Genomic DNA, 19,705 nt, shown 5'->3' with positions numbered 1-19,705 from the left:
GTCTCCCGAGCGACGATCAGAGATCGGCCGGCAACGGCTCTTTCAGCCAGGTCCGGGAGTTCTTCTCCAGCGCGCCGTCGGTCTTGGCGGTGGCGAGGATCTGATTGACCTTGCCCAGCAGCGCCGGCTCGTTTTTGTTCACGCCGACATAGACCGGCGAGTCCTTGAGCTTCACTTTCAGCGCAGGCACGCGTTTCGGGTTTTTCTCGCTGATCGCCACCATCACCACGTTACCGCTGGCGATCAGGTCGACTTGCCCGGCGAGGTAAGCGGCGATGGTCGAGTTGTTGTCTTCAAAGCGTTTGATGGTCACGCCTTCGGGAGCGACTTTGGTCAGCTCGATGTCCTCGATGGCGCCACGGGTGACGCTGACGGTTTTGCCCTTGAGGTCGTCCAGGCCTTTGATGTCGGCGTCTGGCGGACCAAACACGGCGAGGTAGAACGGCGCATAGGCGCTGGAGAAATCGATGACTTTCTCGCGCTCGGGGTTCTTGCCCAGGCTGGAGATCACCAGATCGACCTTGCCGGTGGTCAGGAACGGGATGCGGTTGGTGCTGTTGACCGGTGTCAGTTCGAGTTTGACCTTGAGTTGGTCGGCCAGCAGTTTGGCGGTGTCGATATCGAGGCCGCGAGGTTTCATGTCGGGGCCGACCGAGCCGAACGGTGGAAAGTCCTGAGGCACGGCCACCTTGAGGACGCCGCGTTTGACCACATCCTCCAGACCGTCGGCGTGAGCGGGCGTCTGGCTCAGCATCAGGCTGGCAAACAGGGCGGTGAGCAGGGCGCTGTAACGCAGGGTCATGGCAAATCTCCGGATCGGCGAGAAGTGATTTCTGCGGATCGACAGAGCACGGGCCATGCCAAGAAGCGGTTTAGGGTGCCCCAGGCCACGGTTTTACTGTATTCGTTCGGTCTTACTGGTCTGAACAGTGATGGGTTTTTTCGCACCCTCATGGCGCATCCGTGAAACGTGCCGAACCCCCATGGGGCACGACTTGCCGGGCGCTGCGAATAGCTTTACAACTAGCCGCTCATTGTCCTGGTTCGTCTGAAAACCATGAATTCGATTTCCCGAGCCGTACCTGAAGTGGCACTGCAAGCCATCCGTAAACTGATCACTGAGCAGGGTTTCGCGCCGGGCGATGCCTTGCCTTCGCAGCGGGATCTGGCGGTGCAATTGGGGGTCAGTCGGGCGTCGCTGCGTGAGGCACTGTCGTCGTTAAGTGCGCTGGGCGTGATCAGCATCCGGCCGGGTAAGGGCGTGTTCGTGCAGTCGCCGGTCGATTTGCCGCGAGGCGATGCGCAACCGAGTTGGCCCTTCGCGGCCCAGGCCTCGCCGTTGGATATTTTCCAGTTGCGCTATGCCCTGGAAGGTTTTGCCGCGGGTTTGGCTGCTGTGACCCTGAGCACTCAGGAGCTCGACACGCTGGAAGACAACGTTGCCGCCATGCGCAACGAATTGAAGGCCGGCGACTTCGAAGCGGCGGCGCGACTTGATTTCGATTTTCACCGACGCATTCTGCTGGCCAGCGGCAATCAGGCGATGCTGAGCATCCTCACGGCCAGCGCCGACATTTTTCTGGAGAGCCAGAAGCTACCGTTCATCCGGGCCGAACGCGCCATGGAAACCTGGCAGGAACACCGTAAAATCCTTCGCGCACTGGCCCGGCGCTCGTCCGGAGCGGCACAGAAGGCCATGCAGGAACATGTGAGAAATGCTGCGTTGCGCACTGGAATTGCCTTCGTCGCTCCCGCCACCCCATGACTTGAGCTATACCCAAACTCATGCGGCACCATAGCGAGACTCAATCAACTGCACCTTCCTGAACGAGGGAAGGGCGGCTATGATGGGCCACGTTTTTTTGCTTACAACCTGGAGACTTCCATGAGCAGCGATCTTATCAAACACGTCACCGACGCTAGCTTCGACGTCGACGTCCTCAAGGCCGAAGGCGCTGTACTGGTCGACTACTGGGCTGAATGGTGCGGCCCTTGCAAAATGATCGCTCCTGTTCTGGACGAAATTGCTGAAACCTACAAAGGCAAACTGACCATTGCCAAACTGAACATCGACGAAAACCAGGAAACCCCGGCCAAGCATGGCGTGCGCGGTATCCCGACCCTGATGCTGTTCAAGAACGGCAACGTTGAAGCGACCAAGGTCGGCGCACTGTCGAAGTCGCAACTGGCTGCTTTCCTCGACGCCAACATTTAAGCGTTGTTATAAAGCGTCATGAAAAGGCCCCGCACATTGCGGGGCCTTTTCGTTATTGAGGGCTAGACGCTCCGAAACTCAGGTGGTACATTCGGCCCCGCACTGGTTTCTCCATTGCCCCCTGCTAGCCGTCGCCGACGCACTCCTTTTCGAATAAGTACGCGATCCTGTCGCCTTCTCTGCGGCGCGGCCTCATTAAGCCAAAAGCTTAATTTCCCCCCCTCCATAAATGATTACGTCATTCCTATATGAATCTGACTGAACTCAAGCAAAAGCCGATTACCGAACTGCTCGAATTGGCCGAACAGATGGGCATAGAAAATATGGCCCGTTCGCGCAAGCAGGACGTGATTTTCTCCCTGCTCAAAAAGCACGCGAAAAGCGGCGAGGAAATCTCCGGTGATGGCGTGCTGGAGATTCTCCAGGACGGCTTCGGCTTCCTGCGCTCCGCTGACGCTTCCTATCTCGCCGGCCCGGACGATATCTACGTCTCGCCGAGCCAGATCCGTCGTTTCAACTTGCGCACCGGTGACACCATCGTTGGCAAGATCCGCCCTCCGAAGGAAGGCGAGCGTTATTTCGCGCTGCTCAAGGTCGACACGATCAACTACGATCGTCCCGAGAACGCGAAAAACAAGATTCTCTTCGAGAACCTGACCCCGCTGTTCCCGACCGTGCGCATGAAGATGGAAGCCGGCAACGGTTCCACCGAAGACTTGACCGGTCGTGTCATCGACCTGTGCGCCCCGATCGGCAAAGGCCAGCGCGGTCTGATCGTTGCACCGCCGAAAGCCGGTAAAACCATCATGCTGCAGAACATCGCGGCCAACATCGCTCGTAACAACCCTGAAGTTCATCTGATCGTATTGCTGATCGACGAACGTCCGGAAGAAGTAACCGAAATGCAGCGCACCGTGCGCGGCGAAGTGGTTGCCTCGACGTTCGACGAGCCGCCAACCCGCCACGTGCAGGTTGCCGAAATGGTGATCGAGAAGGCCAAGCGCCTGGTCGAACACAAGAAGGACGTGGTGATCCTGCTCGACTCCATCACCCGTCTGGCTCGCGCCTATAACACCGTGATCCCGAGCTCCGGCAAAGTGCTCACCGGTGGTGTCGATGCCCACGCCCTGGAGAAACCGAAACGTTTCTTCGGCGCCGCGCGGAACATCGAAGAAGGCGGTTCGCTGACCATCATCGCCACCGCGCTGGTTGAAACCGGTTCGAAGATGGATGAAGTGATCTACGAAGAATTCAAGGGCACCGGCAACATGGAACTGCCTCTGGACCGTCGTATCGCTGAAAAACGCGTCTTCCCGGCCATCAACATCAACCGTTCCGGCACCCGCCGCGAAGAGTTGCTGACCGCCGACGACGAGTTGCAGCGCATGTGGATCCTGCGCAAGCTGCTGCACCCGATGGACGAAATCGCTGCCATCGAGTTCCTGGTCGACAAGCTGAAAACGACCAAGACCAACGACGAGTTCTTCTTGTCGATGAAACGCAAGTAAGTCGAACGGGCCAAAAAGCCGGGGAAACCCGGCTTTTTGCTATCTGATTTTTGATGAACCGGCAGTTCGTGGTTCTGAATAGAGGGGTTCGGCGCTAAACTGCCACCCCCGAACGGCACGGCCAACACGAGGCTCACGCATGCAGTATCGCGACTTGCGCGACTTTATCAGCGGCCTGGAAAAGCGCGGCGAACTCAAGCGCATCCAGGTTCCGGTGTCCCCAGTGCTCGAAATGACCGAGGTCTGCGACCGCACCCTGCGCGCCAAAGGTCCGGCCCTGCTTTTCGAAAACCCTACGGGTTATGACATCCCGGTGCTCGGCAACTTGTTCGGCACCCCTGAGCGCGTGGCGCTGGGCATGGGCGCCGAGGCGGTCAGCGAACTGCGCGAGATCGGCAAGCTGCTGGCCTTTCTCAAAGAGCCTGAGCCGCCGAAGGGATTGAAGGACGCGTGGTCCAAGCTGCCGATATTCCGCAAGATCATTGCGATGGCGCCGAAAGTCGTCAAAGACGCGGTGTGCCAGGAAGTGGTCATCGAAGGCGACGACGTCGACCTGGCGATGCTGCCGGTGCAGACCTGCTGGCCGGGCGACGTCGGCCCGCTGATCACCTGGGGCCTGACGGTCACCAAAGGTCCGAACAAGGACCGCCAGAACCTCGGCATCTACCGCCAGCAAGTGATTGGCCGCAACAAAGTCATTATGCGTTGGCTGAGCCACCGTGGCGGCGCGCTGGATTACCGCGAGTGGTGCGAGAAGCACCCCGGCCAGCCGTTCCCGGTCTCCGTGGCCTTGGGCGCTGACCCGGCGACCATCCTCGGCGCCGTTACGCCGGTACCGGACAGCCTCTCCGAATACGCCTTCGCCGGACTGCTGCGCGGCAACCGTACCGAACTGGTGAAATGCCGCGGCAACGACCTGCAAGTGCCGGCCACCGCTGAGATCATCCTTGAAGGCGTGATTCATCCGGGCGAGATGGCCGATGAAGGCCCGTACGGCGACCACACCGGTTACTACAACGAAGTCGACAGCTTCCCGGTGTTCACCGTCGAGCGCATCACCCACCGGATCAAACCGATCTACCACAGCACCTACACCGGCCGTCCGCCGGATGAGCCAGCGATTCTGGGCGTGGCGCTGAACGAAGTGTTCGTGCCGATCCTGCAGAAGCAGTTCCCGGAAATCACCGACTTCTACCTGCCGCCGGAAGGTTGCTCGTATCGCATGGCCATCGTGACCATGAAGAAGTCGTATCCGGGCCACGCCAAGCGGGTAATGCTCGGTGTCTGGTCGTTTTTGCGACAGTTCATGTACACCAAGTTCGTTATCGTCACTGACGACGACATCAATGCGCGGGACTGGAATGACGTGATCTGGGCCATCACCACGCGCATGGACCCCAAGCGCGACACGGTGATGATCGACAACACGCCGATCGACTACCTCGACTTCGCCTCGCCGGTCTCAGGCTTAGGCTCGAAGATGGGGCTCGATGCCACGCATAAATGGCCGGGCGAAACCACTCGCGAGTGGGGCCGGGTAATCGTCAAGGACGACGCCGTGACCCAGCGGATCGATGCCATCTGGAATCAGTTAGGAATAGATTGATGCGTGTAACCTTGCAGCCCTCCGGAGCAGTGCTAGAGATTCTGCCCGGCGAGCGGATTCTCGATGGCGCGCGGCGCCTGGGCTATGAATGCCCGCAAAGCTGCCGCAACGGTAATTGCCACGTGTGCGCGGCGTTGCTGGTGGAAGGTCGGGTCGAACAGGCAGGCCATGTGCGCGACCACGGCGAGTTCTACACTTGCATAGCAGAGCCGCTGGAAGACTGCATCGTGCTGTGGGATGGCGTGCTCGCGCTGGGAGAATTGCCGGTGCGCAGCTTGTCGTGTCAGGTCATTGAGTGCAGGGACGTCGGCGGCGATACCTTTCGCGTGCACCTGCGAGCGCCGGCCGGCAAGCCGCCGCGTTATCACGCCGGCCAGTATTTGATGGTCGAGCGTGAGAACGGCGAGAAATCCGCCTTCTCCCTGGCCTCGGCACCCCATGCCGGGCGAGACCTGGAAATCCATGTGCTGGCGCGCGAAAGCAGTGCGCAAAACCTGATCGAACAACTGCAGCGCAACCCGCTGGTGCGTGTCGAGATGCCGTTCGGCGATACCCACCTGGCGGAATTGCCGGACGGTCCGCTGGTGCTGATCGCCGCTGGCACCGGCATGGGCCAGATCCACAGCCTGATCGAACATTGCCGGGCCACGGGCTTCAAGTACCCGGTGCATCTGTATTGGGGTGTGCGTCGGCCGGAAGACTTTTATGAAATCGAGCATTGGGATGAGTGGCTGAAACTGCCCAATCTGTTCCTGCATAAAGTCGTCAGCGATCAATGCGGCTGGCTGGGGCGCTGCGGGATGCTGCATGAGGCGGTGTGTGAGGATTTCCCTGATCTGAAAGCCTTGCATGTGTACGCCAGCGGCTCACCGGCCATGGTCTACGGCACGCTGGATGCTTTGGTTGAAGCGGGGATGGATGCGCATCAGATGCGTGCTGACGTATTCGCTTACGCGCCAAGAGGATGACGCCGACCCTGTAGGAGCGAGCCTGCTCGCGATGGAGGTCAACGATAACGCGCTGCAGCAGGATGAACGCGTTGTCCCTGCCTCCATCGCGAGCAGGCTCGCTCCTACATATAACTCTGTATATAGCCGATCGGTATTTATAAATTTATATAAATACCGGTAGGTTATATATGCACAGGCAATTATTTAAGAACTGTGCCATGGCACTTAAATTGCCTTAAAACATATGTGCCTTATTGTTACAGCGGTGCGTTCTATTAAGTAATTCTTTATCCGCGGGGAGCTGAACGCTATTCGCCATGAGCGCCATTGAATCTTCGTTTTTGAATCTGGCTTACCCTCCGCGGCTCGATCTGGGGCCGCAGCTTACGCACGAACAATTGCTCAGCTCGATGCAGTCGACCATGGCGCGTCACAAGGGCGGGCCGGTCTGGTTGTTCGCTTACGGCTCGCTGATCTGGCGCCCTGAATGCGCGGCGGTGGAGCGGGTGCGCGGTCGAGTGCATGGCTACCATCGCGGCTTGTACCTGTGGTCCCACGAACATCGCGGTACACCGGAAGTGCCAGGGCTGGTCTTTGGCCTGGATCGCGGCGGCTCGTGCAGCGGCTTCGCTTATCGTTTACCCGAAGAACAACTGGAAGCCTCGCTTTATGCGCTTTGGCAGCGCGAAATGCCGTTCCCGTCCTATCGCCCGCACTGGCTCAACTGCCGTCTCGAAGACGGAAGCCAGGTTCAGGCATTGGGATTTGTTTTGGAGCGACACCTGCCCAGCTATGCCGGCAATTTGCCGGATCACGTGCTGAGCCACGTGTTCGAAAACGCTTGCGGGCGTTACGGCACCACTCGCGATTATGTCGAGCAGACTGCCAACGCCCTGCGCAGTCACGCCATGCCAGACCGGAATCTGGAGGCGCGACTCAAGCGCTGCAAATCAAAAGCCGATCAGGCGATTGCTTCGCGGCTCTGACTGGCGACGTTCTTGTGACCCAGCGTGGGTGCCAGGAACGCCATCGCCAGCAGGCAGGCAACGACCAGCAGGATAAAACCGCCATCCCAGCCGAAATAGTCCACGGTGTAACCCATCAGGGCACTGGCTGCGACTGAACCACCCAGGTAACCGAACAAACCGGTAAAGCCGGCGGCTGTACCGGCGGCCTTCTTCGGTACCAGCTCCAGTGCTTGCAAACCCACCAGCATCACCGGGCCGTAGATCAGGAAGCCGATCGCGAACAGCGAGATCATGTCGACCATTGGGTTGCCCGGCGGATTCAGCCAGTACACGATCGTCGCAACAGTCACCAATGCCATGAACACCATGCCGGTCAGGCCACGGTTGCCGCGGAAGACCTTGTCCGACATCCAGCCGCACAGCAGCGTGCCGGGAATGCCTGCCCACTCGTACAGGAAGTACGCCCACGAGGTCTTGTCGAAGTCGAAGTGCTTGACCTCTTTGAGGTAGGTCGGCGCCCAGTCCAGGATGCCGTAGCGCAGCAGGTAGACGAAAACGTTGGCCAAGGCGATGAACCAGAGCATTTTGTTGCGCAGCACGTATTTGAGGAAGATCTCTTTGACGCTGAATTCCAGTTCGTGGCTGGCGTCGTAACCTGGCGGGTAGTCGTTCTTGTACTTTTCGATTGGCGGCAGGCCGACCGATTGAGGCGTGTCGCGCATCGCGAAAAATGCATAAACCGCCACGAGTACTGCCACTGTCGCGGGCACGTAGAACACGCTGTGCCAATCGCCGAACATCCACATGCCAACCATTGCCAGCAGGCCGACGAGGCCACCGCCGACGTTGTGTGCGGTGTTCCATACGGAAACCACTCGACCACGTTCTTTCTGTGACCACCAGTGCACCATGGTTCGGCCACTGGGCGGCCAGCCCATGCCCTGTGCCCAGCCGTTGATAAATAGCAGGGCGAACATCATGGTCACGCTGGAGGTAGCCCAAGGTGCGAAACCGAAAACGAACATCACTGCAGCGGACACCAGCAGCCCGAACGGCAGAAAGTAGCGCGGATTGGAGCGGTCGGACACCAGCCCCATCAGAAACTTGGAAAGGCCGTAGGCGATTGCAATTGCTGACATTGCGACCCCGAGCTGGCCTTTTGTATAGCCTTGGGCGATCAGGTCCGGGATAGCCAGGGTGAAGTTTTTGCGCAGCAGGTAGTAACCCGCATACCCAATGAAAATACCGGCGAAGATCTGCCAGCGAAGGCGCTTGTACGTGTCATCGATTTTTTCTTCAGGCAATGGAGCCTGATGTGCGGCAGGACGAAAGAAAGCAAACATTCAAGAGCTCCAGATTTCTTGTTTTGACTGCGGATGCGAATGTTACAGTTTCGTTACCGAAAATAGCATCGGTTCGCATCAGCCAAACAGCGGAAATGTGGGAGATCGCGTGTTCCTTTATGAACATGTCGCACAGGTATAAGTGAAGGACGGTGTGGGAAACGTCTCGAGAGGTCATTGATGACGCATTTCGGTCTTGAGTAGGACGAGGCTTTGGGAAATGTCCTGCGACCGAACAGGAAGTCACGGCGTTCTGTTTTGGGCCGCTGTCTCTTAACCTTTGTGCTGGTGCCGGGATTGGCATTTCAGTGGTGAAGGGGAGGGGTTATGCGGTGGTTGGCGTTTGTGCTTTTGTTGATTGGGTCGGTAGGTGTTTGGGCTGGGGAGGTATTTTTGATCCCTGAAAACAATCCGAAGCCGATTTACCCCAAGGAACTGTTCAGAGCCGGGGTCACGGGTGAAGTCAAAGTCAGGTTTACGGTGTATGCCGATGGCTCGGTCAACAAATTGAGCATTTTGCAAAGCGATCATCCCGATCTGGCAGAAGCGGCCCGCAAGGCGATTGCGCAGTGGCGCTTCAAGCCGTGGACGGTCGAAGGCGACATACCTTCTGAGCAGGAAGTGGCTGCGCCAATGGTTTTCCGACTGGACCTGGACACGCCCATTCACACTAACAAGTGGCTCAAGCAGTTGAGGTGCCGTGACATCAATGAAGCTTTGAACGATTTTCCGGAGTACGCGTGGGTTGATTCAGCCGTGTTTGATTACACGCGAGCCTATTTGTCGAACGTGATTTATACGACGCAGCTACAGAATGAGGAGCGCCTGGCATTGATTGCCAAGTTGAATAAGCGCGTACCGAAAATTGTCAGGGATTGTCGGGCGAGTCCGGTTCGCAAGTACATGAGCTTGCTGCCGGAGGATATTCAGAAGTTGCTTTAGCCCAACGCAATAAAAAAGCGGCCTGGACTATCCAGGCCGCTTTTTTCAGGCTCAGCGAACCTGAACCACCACTTTCCCGACCGCCTTGCGCTGGCCAAGATCATTGATCGCCTGCGCCGCATTACTCAGCGGATACACCTGCGACACCAACGGCTTCAACTTGCCCTCGGCAAACCAGTCGAACAATTGCTGGAAGTTAGCCGCGTTGTCCTGCGGCTGACGTTGGGCAAACGAACCCCAGAACACACCAACCACGGCCGCACCCTTGAGCAGCGCCAGGTTCACCGGCAGTTCCGGAATTCGCCCGCTGGCGAAACCGACGACCAGCAGCCGGCCGTTCCAGGCGATGGCGCGGATGGCCTGGTCGAACAGGTCCCCGCCGACCGGGTCGTAGATTACGTCGGCGCCCTGGCCATCGGTCAGGCGTTTGATTTCGTCCTTGAGGCTGGTTTCGCTGTAGTTGATCAGCTCATCGGCACCAGCTGCCTTGGCCACCGCAAGTTTTTCGGCGCTGCTGGCGGCGGCGATCACGCGGGCGCCCATGGCTTTGCCGATTTCCACGGCGGCCAGGCCGACACCGCCGGAAGCGCCGAGCACCAGCAAGGTTTCACCCGGTTGCAGGTTGGCCCGTTGCTTGAGTGCGTGCATCGAGGTGCCGTAGGTCATGCTGAACGCGGCGGCGGTGTTGAAGTCCATCGATGGCGGGATCGGCAGCACGTTGTAGCCCGGCACCGCGACCTGCTCGGCGAAACTGCCCCAGCCAGTCAGGGCCATGACCCGGTCACCCACTTTTAGATGGCCGACCTTTTCACCCACGGCGCTGACCACACCGGCCGCTTCGCCACCCGGGGAAAACGGGAAAGGTGGTTTGAACTGGTATTTGCCCTCGATGATCAGCGTGTCCGGGAAATTCACGCCGGCGGCATGCACGTCCAGCAGGATTTCATTCTTCTTCGCGACAGGACTGGCGACGTCTTCCAGCACCAGCGATTCGGCAGGGCCGAAGGCTTTGCACAGCACGGCTTTCATCAGGGCTATTCCTTTGGGAGTGATGGCCGATAAGTGTAGGTGTGTGAGTCGATGGGTCAACGAGCATGCCCGACCCTGATAGTCAGCCATAAGCTTGTGCTTGAGCGGCGGGTCGTTATGCTAGGCCGCAAACCGGATAAGGAGCGAATTGTGAAAGCGTGGATCATGTTGTTGCTGGCCATCTCTCTGCCCGTGGCAGCGATGGCCGAAGAAGCCAAAGAAGGTGAAGCTCCGAAGGTCAATTACATCACTCTGAGCCCGCCGTTCGTGGGCAACTACGGGCTGGACGGTACGCCGAAGCTCAAGGTCTACAAGGCCGATGTGGCACTGCGGGTGACTGGCGACGAGGCGACCAAAGCGGTAAAGGCCAACGAGCCGTTGATCCGTAATCAGCTGGTGGCGTTGTTTGCGCAACAGACAACCGAAGCGATGAGCAACGTTGAAGCCAAGGAAAAGCTGCGTCAGGAAGCGCTGAAGCAGACCCAGCAAGTGATGAACGATGAGACCGGCAAGCCGGTGGTTGAGGATTTGTTGTTCAACAACCTCATCATTCAGTAAGTCTCTCGCTGCTCGGGCCGACCTCTTCGCGAGCAGGCTCGCTCCTACAGGGTTCTGGGTTGGATGCAAAAATGGCATTCACTGAAGATCCCCTGTGGGAGTGAGCCTGCTCGCGATAGCATTCATTCAGTCTCTGCAGTGCTCAAGCCCGTAATGCAATCACGGCAGCCCACTGCTCATTGGTAACCGGCATCACCGAAAGCCGCGAACCCTTCTGCACCAGCGGCATCTCCGTCAGCGCGGTCTGCTGCTTTAAATAATCCAGCTTCAACACCTTCGCAAACGTCTCGACATGCGCAACATCAATCGCGCTCCAGGCGTTTTTCTCTGCCGTAGCCTTTGGATCGTAGTAATGGCTTTCCGGCTCCAGCGCCGTCGGGTCTGGATACGCCGCTTCAACAATTCGTCCGATCCCGGCAATTCCAGGCTCCGGGCAGCTGGAGTGATAGAAGAAAAACTCATCGCCCACTGCCATCGTCCGCAAAAAGTTTCGTGCCTGATAGTTGCGAACCCCGTCCCAGCGCGCTTTGCCAAGCTTCGCGAGATCTTTGATCGAGAGTTCATCGGGCTCGGATTTCATCAGCCAATAAGCCATGGTTTTTGCTCCTTGCGAGGTGGGTGGGCAAGTTGTCGGGCGATTTTATGACAAACCGACAGTCGGTTGACGCCAGCGTTTGCGTGTCAGTTCACGTTGTCGCAAAATGCCGGCCTTCTAAGCTTGACGCTGCTGCACGGCCTACACCTACAACGGAAACCGCTGCTGTCATCGTGTTGATGTGCCTTTGGGGGGCAATCGATGAAACGCAAACCGGATTTACTATGGATTTTGGTTATTTTGTTCGGCCTCGGCGTCGTGACCACTGGCTATGCCCAAAGCTTGTGGAACAACAAGACCGACGCGCCGATTGAAATCGCGCAGCAACAACAGCCGTCGGCCTTCAAGCGCTGAACCTGTCTTTTCAGGCGCCGCTGATTCCAGTGGCGTCTAACCTGCGAAATACCACGCCTTGTCTGTCACCGTTCCTTGCAACGGCACATCCCAGCTCGCCTGAGCCAATCGTTCTACTTTCTGACATTCATGGGCCAGCCCCAGCAGCGTCGGCTTGCGCCAGTTTTTGCGTCGTGCGAGGTACGCCAGGCTTCGATCGTAGAAGCCGCCACCCATACCGAGTCGCCCGCCGACATCATCGAATCCCACCAACGGCAATAGCACCAGATCGAGCGCCCAGACTTTGCGTTGGCGAGCGAGGTTGTGCCGGGGTTCGAGAATACGAAAGCGGTTGGGTTTCAGTTTTTCACCGGGATGAATCCGCTGGAACACCATTTTGGTTCGCGGCCAGGCACTGAGCACCGGTAGATAAGTCGCCTTGCCCCGACGTTGCGCAGCGCGCAGCAACACGCGCGGGTCGATTTCACCGTCGGTGGGCAGATACAGGGAGATGTGTTTTGCGCGGCGAAACAGCGGGTGCTGGGCCAATTGCTTGTACAGCCCGCGAGCAGCCTGGCGCTGCTGACTGGGTGTCAGTGCGCGGCGGGCCTTGCGCAGCATGCGTCGAAGTTGCGGGCGGGGCAGCAGCGCAGGCTCGGTCATGGATTCAGGCTTCGACAGGGCGGATACGTAAAGCGTACCCGTAAAAAAGCCGATGCCGGTATTTAAACCGGCATCGGACTGGAATCAGGCTCCCCGGATGAACCGCTGCTGACTTAGCCCTTGAACCCGAAAGTTCAAGGTGGAAGATGCAGTAGGCTTTAAGGCTTTCCGTCTAGCGGACATGCACACCAGCCCAACGTGCAGCCTCCAGGGTAGTGCGAATCGGCTCAGGGACGTGGTCAACTGGCAAGCACCCCAGGGAGTGTTGCGAGTATACCCCAAGCGGTTTCGTGTTTCAGCCCTTGGTGACGTCCGGATCGGTGGCGAGCACCAGATCGACGCGATCCAGCAGGTCGCGAACCTGCTCGCGAGTCGAGCCGCTGGCCTGCACATCCGGGCGTTCTTCCTTGTGCAGAAGATCGTGGGTAATGTTCAGCGCGGCCATCACGGCGATGCGATCGGCGCCGATGACTTTGCCGCTGCTGCGGATTTCACGCATCTTCCCGTCCAGGTAACGGGCGGCGCTCACCAGGTTGCTGCGCTCTTCCTGGGGGCAAATGATCGAATACTCTTTATCGAGAATCTGCACGGTAACGCTATTGCTTGAACTCATGAGTCTTGCTCCAGGGCCTTGAGGCGCGAAATCATTGATTCGACCTTACGCCGGGCGATTTCGTTCTTTTCAATGAGGTGAGCGCGTTCCTCGCGCCAGGTTTTTTCCTGAGCTAATAGGAGTCCGTTTTGACTCTTAAGTTGCTCGACCCGATGAATTAGCAGTTCGAGTCTGGCCATCAGCGCTTGCAGGTCGGTGTCTTCCATATTGTCCACTGTGTCTGACGGGGTAGCTGGCGGACAGCCTTTAATAGTCTTGGCGAGTCTGTCGATGTAGGATACAAGGCCTTCATTCTAGACATAGCGCCGTCTGGCGCCTAGCTGCCCATGCCCATTCAGAATTCCCCGTACCAAGCCTTCGCCACACTGCTGACTTCCAGCGGTCATAACGTCTCGCCTGCCGAACTGCATGGCCTGCTGCTCGGCCGCAGCTGCGCCGGTGCCGACTTCGATGCAGAAGGCTGGCTGGTTGATGCCGCCGAGCTGCTCGAAAGCGAGCCACAGGACAATGTCCGCAACGCCTTGATCGGCTTGCAGGAGATGGTCAAGGGCGAGCTCACGGGCGACGACGTGACCGTTGTTCTGCTGCTGCCGACCGATGACGAACCACTGGCTGACCGTGCCGCTGCACTGGGCGAATGGTGCCAGGGCTTCCTCAGCGGTTTCGGCCTGAACTGCCGTGACAGCAGCATGCTGAGCACCGAAGCCACTGAAGTGTTGCAGGACCTGGCCGCCATTTCTCAGGTGCAAGACGCCCTGGAAGAGTCCGAAGACGGCGAAAGCGACTACATGGAAGTCATGGAATACCTGCGGGTTGCGCCGCTGCTGCTGTTCTCCGAAACCAAAAAAGCAGATGCGCCGGTTTCGGCCAAGCCGTCGCTGCATTAATCGTTTGCCAGGGAAAGCCATCTGCCCATGATTCATATCCCGAAATCGGAATACAGCCGTCGCCGCAAGGCCCTGATGGCGCAGATGGAACCCAACAGCATCGCCATCCTGCCCGCCGCCGCGGTGGCCATCCGCAACCGTGACGTCGAGCACGTTTACCGTCAGGACAGCGACTTCCAGTACCTCAGCGGTTTCCCCGAGCCTCAGGCCGTCATCGTGCTGATGCCCGGTCGCGAACATGGCGAATACATTCTGTTCTGCCGTGAACGTAACGCCGAGCGAGAACTGTGGGACGGCCTGCGCGCCGGCCAGGAAGGCGCGATCCGCGACTTCGGCGCCGACGATGCGTTTCCCATCACCGACATCGATGACATCCTGCCGGGCTTGATCGAAGGGCGCGACCGGGTGTATTCGGCCATGGGCAGCAACCCGGAATTCGATCGCCACCTGATGGAGTGGATCAACGTGATCCGCTCTAAAGCGCACCTCGGCGCCCAGCCGCCGAACGAATACGTTGCCCTGGATCATCTGCTGCACGACATGCGCCTGTATAAATCGGCGGCAGAAGTGAAGGTGATGCGCGAAGCCGCACGGATTTCCGCTCAGGCGCATATCCGGGCAATGCAGGCCAGTCGCGCCGGGCTGCACGAGTTCAGCCTTGAGGCCGAACTCGATTACGAGTTTCGCAAGGGCGGGGCGAAGATGCCGGCCTACGGCTCGATCGTCGCGGCGGGGCGCAACAGCTGCATCCTGCATTACCAGCAGAATGACGCGGTGCTCAAAGATGGCGACCTGGTGTTGATCGATGCCGGTTGCGAGATCGACTGCTACGCCAGCGACATCACCCGCACCTGGCCGGTCAACGGCAAGTATTCAGCGGAGCAGAAAGCGATTTACGAGTTGGTGCTGGCGTCGCAAGAAGCCGCATTTGCAGAAATCGCCCCGAACAAACACTGGAATCAGGCGCACGAAGCCACGGTCCGGGTGATAACCACCGGTCTGGTGAAGTTGGGACTGTTGCAGGGCGACGTCGACGAGTTGATCGCCAACGAAGCCTATAAGGCGTTTTACATGCACCGCGCCGGCCATTGGCTGGGCATGGATGTGCATGACGTCGGCGAATACAAAGTTGGCGGCGAGTGGCGGGTGCTGGAAGTCGGCATGGCGCTGACCGTGGAACCGGGCATCTACATTGCCCCGGACAACCAGAACGTAGCGAAGAAATGGCGCGGCATTGGCGTGCGCATCGAGGACGACGTGGTGGTCACCAAAAACGGCTGTGAAATCCTGACCCAAGGCGTGCCGAAAACGGTCGCCGAGATCGAGGCCTTGATGGCCGCCGCGCGGGCGCAAGCCGCATGAGCCGAGTCAATCTGGCAATCATCGGTGGCGGTCTGGTCGGCGCCAGCCTCGCGTTGGCGTTGCAGGCCGGGGCCAAGGCCCGTGGCTGGAAGATCGTGTTGATCGAACCCTTTGCCCCCGGCCACACCTATCAACCGAGCTACGACGCTCGTTCTTCGGCATTGTCCTACGGTGCCAAACAGATTTATCAACGGTTGGGCGTGTGGCAGGAAATCTCCCGCCGTGCCGAGCCGATCAAACAGATTCATGTCTCCGACCGTGGACGTTTCTCCACCGCGCGATTGTCGGCGATGGAAGAGGGCGTGCCGGCGCTGGGTTACGTGGTGGAAAACGCCTGGCTCGGCCAATGCCTCTGGCAAGGCTTGGACAAGGACGTGATCACATGGCGTTGCCCGGCGGAAGTCACGCGCATGGAACCGCTGACCGATGGCTATCGCCTGACCCTCAACGATGAAACCATTCTGGAATGCGACCTTGCGGTGCTTGCTGATGGCGGCCGTTCGGGCCTGCGCGAGCAACTGGGGATCGGCATCAAAAAGCGTCCGTACAACCAGAGCGCACTGATCGCCAACATCACCCCGAGCGAAGCGCACAACGGCATGGCTTTCGAGCGTTTCACCGACGATGGCCCGATGGCGTTGCTGCCGCTGCCGGAAAACCGCTGCGCGCTGGTCTGGACCCGATTGGGGATGGACGCGCAACGACTGGCGGCCCTCGATGAAAAGAGCTTCCTCAGCGAGTTGCAGGGCGTGTTCGGTTATCGGCTTGGCACCTTGAAACAGGTGGGGGCGCGGCACCTTTACCCGCTGACGCTGATCGAAGCCGAAGAACAAGTGCGTCCGCATCTGGCGATTCTCGGCAATGCTGCGCACAGCCTGCACCCGATTGCCGGCCAGGGTTTCAACCTCTCGCTGCGTGATGCTCAGGCGCTGGCCGATGCCTTGCTGGCGAGCGAAACATCCCCCGGCGACTTCGCGACCTTGCAGGCCTATCGCGAGCGTCAGCGCATGGATCAGAACCTGACCGTGGGCTTCTCCGATCAGGTGACCCGTTTGTTCGGCAGCACCCAGCCCCTGGTTTCGTTGGGCCGTAACATCGGCCTGCTCGGCCTCGATCTGCTGCCGCCGGCCAAGCGCTGGTTCGCCCGGCAAGCCATGGGCCTGGGTACGCGTCCCGATGCTTAAGTGGCTGGTTGGCACGTTCGGCAAAGCGCGGTTGATGCGTTGGTTCATGTCCTTCTATCCGCCGTACTTGGGCGCCGGCGTTCGAGTGCGACACATCAGCGATGACTTCCGGGACATTCAAGTGTCCATGGGCCTGAGCTGGTACAACCGCAATTACGTCGGTACCCAGTTTGGCGGCAGTCTGTATTCGATGGTCGATCCGTTTTTCATGCTGATGCTGATGGAAAACCTCGGTCACCGGTACATTGTCTGGGACAAAGCCGCTGACATCGATTTCATCGCGCCGGGCAAAGGCCCGGTGTTCGCCCGTTTCAGCATCGACGAGACCTTGCTCGATGAGATCCGCCGGCAGACGGCGGATGGCGAAAAGTACCTGCCGCAATTGCAGGTCGATATTCATGACGGCGCCGGCCACCTGGTGGCGCGGGTCGGAAAAACCCTTTACGTGCGGCTCAAGCCGCAAGCGAGACAGGCTTAAAGCATGGAAATGCGCGCAGATCTGCTGATTGTCGGGGCTGGAATGGTCGGTAGCGCCCTGGCGCTGGCGTTGCAGGACAGCGGGCTGGAAGTCCTGCTGCTGGACGGCAGCCCGATGAGCGTCAAGCCCTTCGACGAACAATCACCGTTCGAACCGCGAGTGAGCGCCTTGTCGACGGCCAGCCATCGGATTCTCGAACGCCTCGGTGTCTGGGACGGTATCGCCAGCCGGCGCAGCAGCCCATATACCGACATGCACGTCTGGGACGGCAGCGGCACCGGGCAAATTCATTTTTCGGCGACCAGTGTGCATGCCGAAGTGCTGGGACATATCGTCGAGAACCGTGTGGTTCAGGATGCCTTGCTGGATCGTCTGCACGACTGCGACCTCGGGATGCTCGCCAATGCGCGCCTGGAGCAGATGCGCCGCTCCGGCGATGACTGGCTGCTGACCCTGGCCGATGGCCGCACCTTGCGTGCGCCGCTGGTGATTGCGGCGGATGGCGCCAATTCGGCGGTTCGGCGCCTGACCGGCGTGGCCACACGCGAGTGGGATTATCTGCACCATGCGATCGTCACCAGCGTGCGCAGTGCAAAACCCCATCAAATGACCGCTTGGCAGCGCTTTACCGACAACGGTCCGCTGGCGTTTCTGCCGCTTACGCGAGACGGTCAGCAGGATTGGTGTTCGATCGTCTGGTCGACCACGCCGAGCGAAGCGGAACGGCTGATGGCGCTGGGCGACGCAGAATTCTGTCTCGAATTGGAACGCGCCTTTGAAGGCCAACTCGGCACAGTGCTCAGCGCCGACCCGCGTCTGTGCGTACCGCTGCGTCAGCGCCATGCCAAGCGTTATGTGGCGGAAGGCCTGGCGCTGATCGGCGACGCGGCGCACACCATTCACCCGTTGGCGGGGCAGGGCGTGAACCTGGGTTTCCTCGATGCTGCCGTGCTGGCCGAAGTGCTGCTGCAAGCGGCGGAGCGCGGTGAGCGGTTGGCGGACGTGAAGGTACTCAGTCGTTACGAGCGTCGGCGCATGCCGCACAACCTGGCGTTGATGGCGGCGATGGAAGGCTTTGAGCGTCTGTTTCAGGCGGATCCGTTGCCGGTTCGCTGGTTGCGCAATGCCGGGCTGAAGATGGTCGACCAGATGCCGGAAGCCAAGGCATTGTTCGTGCGCGAGGCGTTGGGGTTGATCGGCGATTTGCCGGCACTCGCCAAGGCCTAATGGCCTCTTCGCGGGCAAGTCGGGTCGCCGCATCGCTCGCTCCTACATGTCCACGCTGAATCCTGTAGGAGCGAGCGATGCGGCGACCCGACTTGCCCGCGAAGGGGCCGGAACATCCACCACATTTCTCAAATGGTGCAACATCTGGTAACTCCTCCGCCAACTGATCGATTGAGATGGTAAATGTGAGTCCTTATCATTTGGCCTCACTTTTTCCAATCGAGAGATCGCTCCCATGTTGGCACCGAAGCGTCTACTGACCGCACTCGCCCTGACTCTGATCGGCAGCACCGCTGCGCAGGCCGCCGACGAGGTGGTGGTTTACTCCTCGCGTATCGACGAGTTGATCAAGCCGGTCTTCGATGCCTACACCGCGAAAACCGGTGTGCAGGTGAAGTTCATCACCGACAAGGAAGCGCCGTTGATGCAGCGCATCAAGGCCGAGGGCGAGAACGCCACCGCCGACCTGCTGCTGACCGTCGATGCCGGCAACCTCTGGCAGGCCGAGCAGATGGGCATTCTGCAACCGTTCACCTCCAAGGTGATCGACGCCAACATCCCGCTGCAATACCGCTCCTCCGCTCATGCCTGGACTGGTCTGAGCCTGCGGGCGCGGACCATCGCCTACTCCACCGCTCGGGTGAAGCCGGGCGAGTTGACCACTTATGAAGGGCTGGCCGATAAAAACTGGGAAGGTCGCCTGTGCCTGCGCACGGCGAAGAAGGTCTACAACCAGTCCCTGACGGCCACCATGATTGAAGTACACGGTGCCGAAAAAACCGAGAAGATTCTCAAGGGCTGGGTGAATAACCTGTCCACCGATGTGTTCTCCGATGACATCGCGGTGCTGGAAGCGATCAATGCCGGGCAATGCGACGTCGGCATCGTCAACACTTACTACTACGGCCGCCTGCACAAGCAGAAGCCTGACCTGGCGGTGAAGCTGTTCTGGCCGAACCAGGGTGATCGTGGCGTACACGTCAACTTGTCGGGTATTGGCCTGACCAAGCACGCACCGCACCCGGAAGCGGCCAAGGCATTGGTTGAATGGATGACCACCCCTGAAGCGCAGAAGATCTTCGCCGACGTGAACCAGGAATTCCCGGCCAACCCTGCCGTTCAGCCTTCCGCAGAAGTGGCGAGCTGGGGCAAGTTTGTGGCAGATACGCTGCCGGTGGAAATTGCTGGCAAGCGCCAGGCTGAAGCGATTCGGATGATGGATCGGGCTGGCTGGAACTGAGTCT

At 59.3% G+C, this 19,705-nt stretch carries 22 protein-coding genes and 1 other RNA gene; 15 read left to right on the top strand and 8 right to left on the bottom strand.

Annotated elements, in window-relative coordinates:
* Nucleotides 1–16 precede the first annotated feature (16 nt).
* A complete protein-coding gene (locus tag ACYZTY_RS27405; protein WP_461956235.1) occupies nucleotides 17–802 on the bottom strand; it encodes a transporter substrate-binding domain-containing protein in 786 nt (261 codons plus the stop codon).
* A gap of 255 nt (nucleotides 803–1,057) precedes the next feature.
* Here ACYZTY_RS27405 and ACYZTY_RS27400 point away from each other — a divergent pair, with 255 nt between their 5' ends.
* The 6 genes from ACYZTY_RS27400 to ACYZTY_RS27375 all read left to right on the top strand — a co-directional run bounded on the left by ACYZTY_RS27400 (nucleotide 1,058) and on the right by ACYZTY_RS27375 (nucleotide 7,265).
* Entirely contained in the window at nucleotides 1,058–1,765 is a 708-nt protein-coding gene (locus ACYZTY_RS27400) for a FadR/GntR family transcriptional regulator (RefSeq protein ID WP_461956234.1), read from the top strand.
* Nucleotides 1,766–1,885: 120 nt separating this feature from the next.
* A complete protein-coding gene (gene trxA, locus ACYZTY_RS27395; protein ID WP_219094974.1) occupies nucleotides 1,886–2,215 on the top strand; it encodes a thioredoxin TrxA in 330 nt (109 codons plus the stop codon).
* A gap of 248 nt (nucleotides 2,216–2,463) precedes the next feature.
* Complete coding sequence (gene rho, locus ACYZTY_RS27390; RefSeq protein WP_007942421.1) at nucleotides 2,464–3,723, top strand: transcription termination factor Rho; 1,260 nt, start codon at nucleotides 2,464–2,466, stop codon at nucleotides 3,721–3,723.
* 139 nt (nucleotides 3,724–3,862) lie between these two features.
* On the top strand, nucleotides 3,863–5,329 hold the full coding sequence (gene ubiD, locus ACYZTY_RS27385) for a 4-hydroxy-3-polyprenylbenzoate decarboxylase (protein WP_461956233.1): 1,467 nt from the start codon (nucleotides 3,863–3,865) through the stop codon (nucleotides 5,327–5,329).
* The gene (locus ACYZTY_RS27380) at nucleotides 5,329–6,297 is read left to right on the top strand and encodes a CDP-6-deoxy-delta-3,4-glucoseen reductase (RefSeq protein WP_461956232.1); all 969 of its coding nucleotides are present in this window, start codon (nucleotides 5,329–5,331) and stop codon (nucleotides 6,295–6,297) included. The genes ubiD and ACYZTY_RS27380 overlap by 1 nt, the downstream gene beginning before the upstream one ends.
* Nucleotides 6,298–6,596: 299 nt before the next feature.
* Nucleotides 6,597–7,265, top strand: coding sequence for a gamma-glutamylcyclotransferase (locus ACYZTY_RS27375; protein WP_109635766.1), 669 nt, complete (start codon nucleotides 6,597–6,599; stop codon nucleotides 7,263–7,265).
* Here the strand turns inward: ACYZTY_RS27375 and glpT are convergent.
* The gene (glpT, locus tag ACYZTY_RS27370) at nucleotides 7,241–8,590 is read right to left on the bottom strand and encodes a glycerol-3-phosphate transporter (RefSeq protein WP_461956231.1); all 1,350 of its coding nucleotides are present in this window, start codon (nucleotides 8,588–8,590) and stop codon (nucleotides 7,241–7,243) included. The genes ACYZTY_RS27375 and glpT overlap by 25 nt on opposite strands.
* A 327-nt stretch (nucleotides 8,591–8,917) precedes the next feature.
* On the opposite strand from glpT, the gene ACYZTY_RS27365 reads away from it, so the two are divergent.
* Nucleotides 8,918–9,532: an energy transducer TonB gene (locus tag ACYZTY_RS27365; RefSeq protein WP_461956230.1), complete on the top strand. Its 615-nt coding sequence runs from the start codon at nucleotides 8,918–8,920 to the stop codon at nucleotides 9,530–9,532.
* Nucleotides 9,533–9,583: 51 nt separating this feature from the next.
* Here ACYZTY_RS27365 and ACYZTY_RS27360 read toward each other — a convergent pair whose 3' ends face one another.
* On the bottom strand, nucleotides 9,584–10,561 hold the full coding sequence (locus tag ACYZTY_RS27360) for an NADPH:quinone oxidoreductase family protein (protein WP_461956229.1): 978 nt from the start codon (nucleotides 10,559–10,561) through the stop codon (nucleotides 9,584–9,586).
* Nucleotides 10,562–10,711: 150 nt separating this feature from the next.
* Here ACYZTY_RS27360 and ACYZTY_RS27355 point away from each other — a divergent pair, with 150 nt between their 5' ends.
* Nucleotides 10,712–11,119: a flagellar basal body-associated protein FliL gene (locus tag ACYZTY_RS27355; RefSeq protein WP_461956228.1), complete on the top strand. Its 408-nt coding sequence runs from the start codon at nucleotides 10,712–10,714 to the stop codon at nucleotides 11,117–11,119.
* Between the two features lie 142 nt (nucleotides 11,120–11,261).
* On the opposite strand, the gene ACYZTY_RS27350 is transcribed toward ACYZTY_RS27355, so the two are convergent.
* Entirely contained in the window at nucleotides 11,262–11,714 is a 453-nt protein-coding gene (locus ACYZTY_RS27350) for an EVE domain-containing protein (RefSeq protein ID WP_461956227.1), read from the bottom strand.
* 201 nt (nucleotides 11,715–11,915) lie between these two features.
* Between ACYZTY_RS27350 and ACYZTY_RS27345 the strand changes: the two genes are divergently transcribed.
* On the top strand, nucleotides 11,916–12,068 hold the full coding sequence (locus tag ACYZTY_RS27345; RefSeq protein WP_007942433.1) for a hypothetical protein: 153 nt from the start codon (nucleotides 11,916–11,918) through the stop codon (nucleotides 12,066–12,068).
* A gap of 36 nt (nucleotides 12,069–12,104) precedes the next feature.
* Here ACYZTY_RS27345 and ACYZTY_RS27340 read toward each other — a convergent pair whose 3' ends face one another.
* The 4 genes from ACYZTY_RS27340 to ACYZTY_RS27325 all read right to left on the bottom strand — a co-directional run bounded on the left by ACYZTY_RS27340 (nucleotide 12,105) and on the right by ACYZTY_RS27325 (nucleotide 13,529).
* Nucleotides 12,105–12,710 (bottom strand): 5-formyltetrahydrofolate cyclo-ligase, encoded by a 606-nt coding sequence (locus ACYZTY_RS27340; RefSeq protein ID WP_461956226.1) that lies wholly within the window; start codon nucleotides 12,708–12,710, stop codon nucleotides 12,105–12,107.
* Between the two features lie 86 nt (nucleotides 12,711–12,796).
* Nucleotides 12,797–12,975, bottom strand: a non-coding RNA gene (ssrS, locus tag ACYZTY_RS27335) — 6S RNA.
* Nucleotides 12,976–13,005: 30 nt separating this feature from the next.
* Nucleotides 13,006–13,323: a cell division protein ZapA gene (locus ACYZTY_RS27330; protein ID WP_007942435.1), complete on the bottom strand. Its 318-nt coding sequence runs from the start codon at nucleotides 13,321–13,323 to the stop codon at nucleotides 13,006–13,008.
* Nucleotides 13,320–13,529 (bottom strand): TIGR02449 family protein, encoded by a 210-nt coding sequence (locus tag ACYZTY_RS27325; RefSeq protein WP_461956225.1) that lies wholly within the window; start codon nucleotides 13,527–13,529, stop codon nucleotides 13,320–13,322. The genes ACYZTY_RS27330 and ACYZTY_RS27325 overlap by 4 nt, the downstream gene beginning before the upstream one ends.
* 120 nt (nucleotides 13,530–13,649) lie before the next feature.
* Here ACYZTY_RS27325 and ACYZTY_RS27320 point away from each other — a divergent pair, with 120 nt between their 5' ends.
* The 6 genes from ACYZTY_RS27320 to ACYZTY_RS27295 all read left to right on the top strand — a co-directional run bounded on the left by ACYZTY_RS27320 (nucleotide 13,650) and on the right by ACYZTY_RS27295 (nucleotide 19,701).
* Nucleotides 13,650–14,210, top strand: a complete 561-nt coding sequence (locus ACYZTY_RS27320) for a YecA/YgfB family protein (protein WP_461956224.1) — start codon at nucleotides 13,650–13,652, stop codon at nucleotides 14,208–14,210.
* Between the two features lie 27 nt (nucleotides 14,211–14,237).
* Nucleotides 14,238–15,572, top strand: a complete 1,335-nt coding sequence (gene pepP, locus ACYZTY_RS27315; protein ID WP_461956223.1) for a Xaa-Pro aminopeptidase — start codon at nucleotides 14,238–14,240, stop codon at nucleotides 15,570–15,572.
* Nucleotides 15,569–16,756 carry a 2-octaprenyl-6-methoxyphenyl hydroxylase gene (gene ubiH, locus ACYZTY_RS27310; protein ID WP_461956222.1) on the top strand — a complete coding sequence of 396 codons (1,188 nt, stop codon included), beginning with the start codon at nucleotides 15,569–15,571 and terminating at the stop codon, nucleotides 16,754–16,756. The genes pepP and ubiH overlap by 4 nt, the downstream gene beginning before the upstream one ends.
* Nucleotides 16,749–17,234, top strand: a complete 486-nt coding sequence (locus ACYZTY_RS27305) for a DUF4442 domain-containing protein (protein WP_461956221.1) — start codon at nucleotides 16,749–16,751, stop codon at nucleotides 17,232–17,234. Before ubiH ends, ACYZTY_RS27305 begins: the two co-directional genes overlap by 8 nt.
* A gap of 9 nt (nucleotides 17,235–17,243) precedes the next feature.
* Complete coding sequence (locus ACYZTY_RS27300) at nucleotides 17,244–18,461, top strand: 2-octaprenyl-3-methyl-6-methoxy-1,4-benzoquinol hydroxylase (RefSeq protein ID WP_461959404.1); 1,218 nt, start codon at nucleotides 17,244–17,246, stop codon at nucleotides 18,459–18,461.
* A 235-nt stretch (nucleotides 18,462–18,696) separates the two neighbouring features.
* Nucleotides 18,697–19,701, top strand: coding sequence for an extracellular solute-binding protein (locus tag ACYZTY_RS27295; RefSeq protein WP_461956220.1), 1,005 nt, complete (start codon nucleotides 18,697–18,699; stop codon nucleotides 19,699–19,701).
* Nucleotides 19,702–19,705: the final 4 nt, after the last annotated feature.

The sequence above is a fragment of the Pseudomonas sp. LB1P83 genome (assembly GCF_054897885.1).
This window is presented reverse-complemented; position numbering and strand designations above follow the sequence as displayed.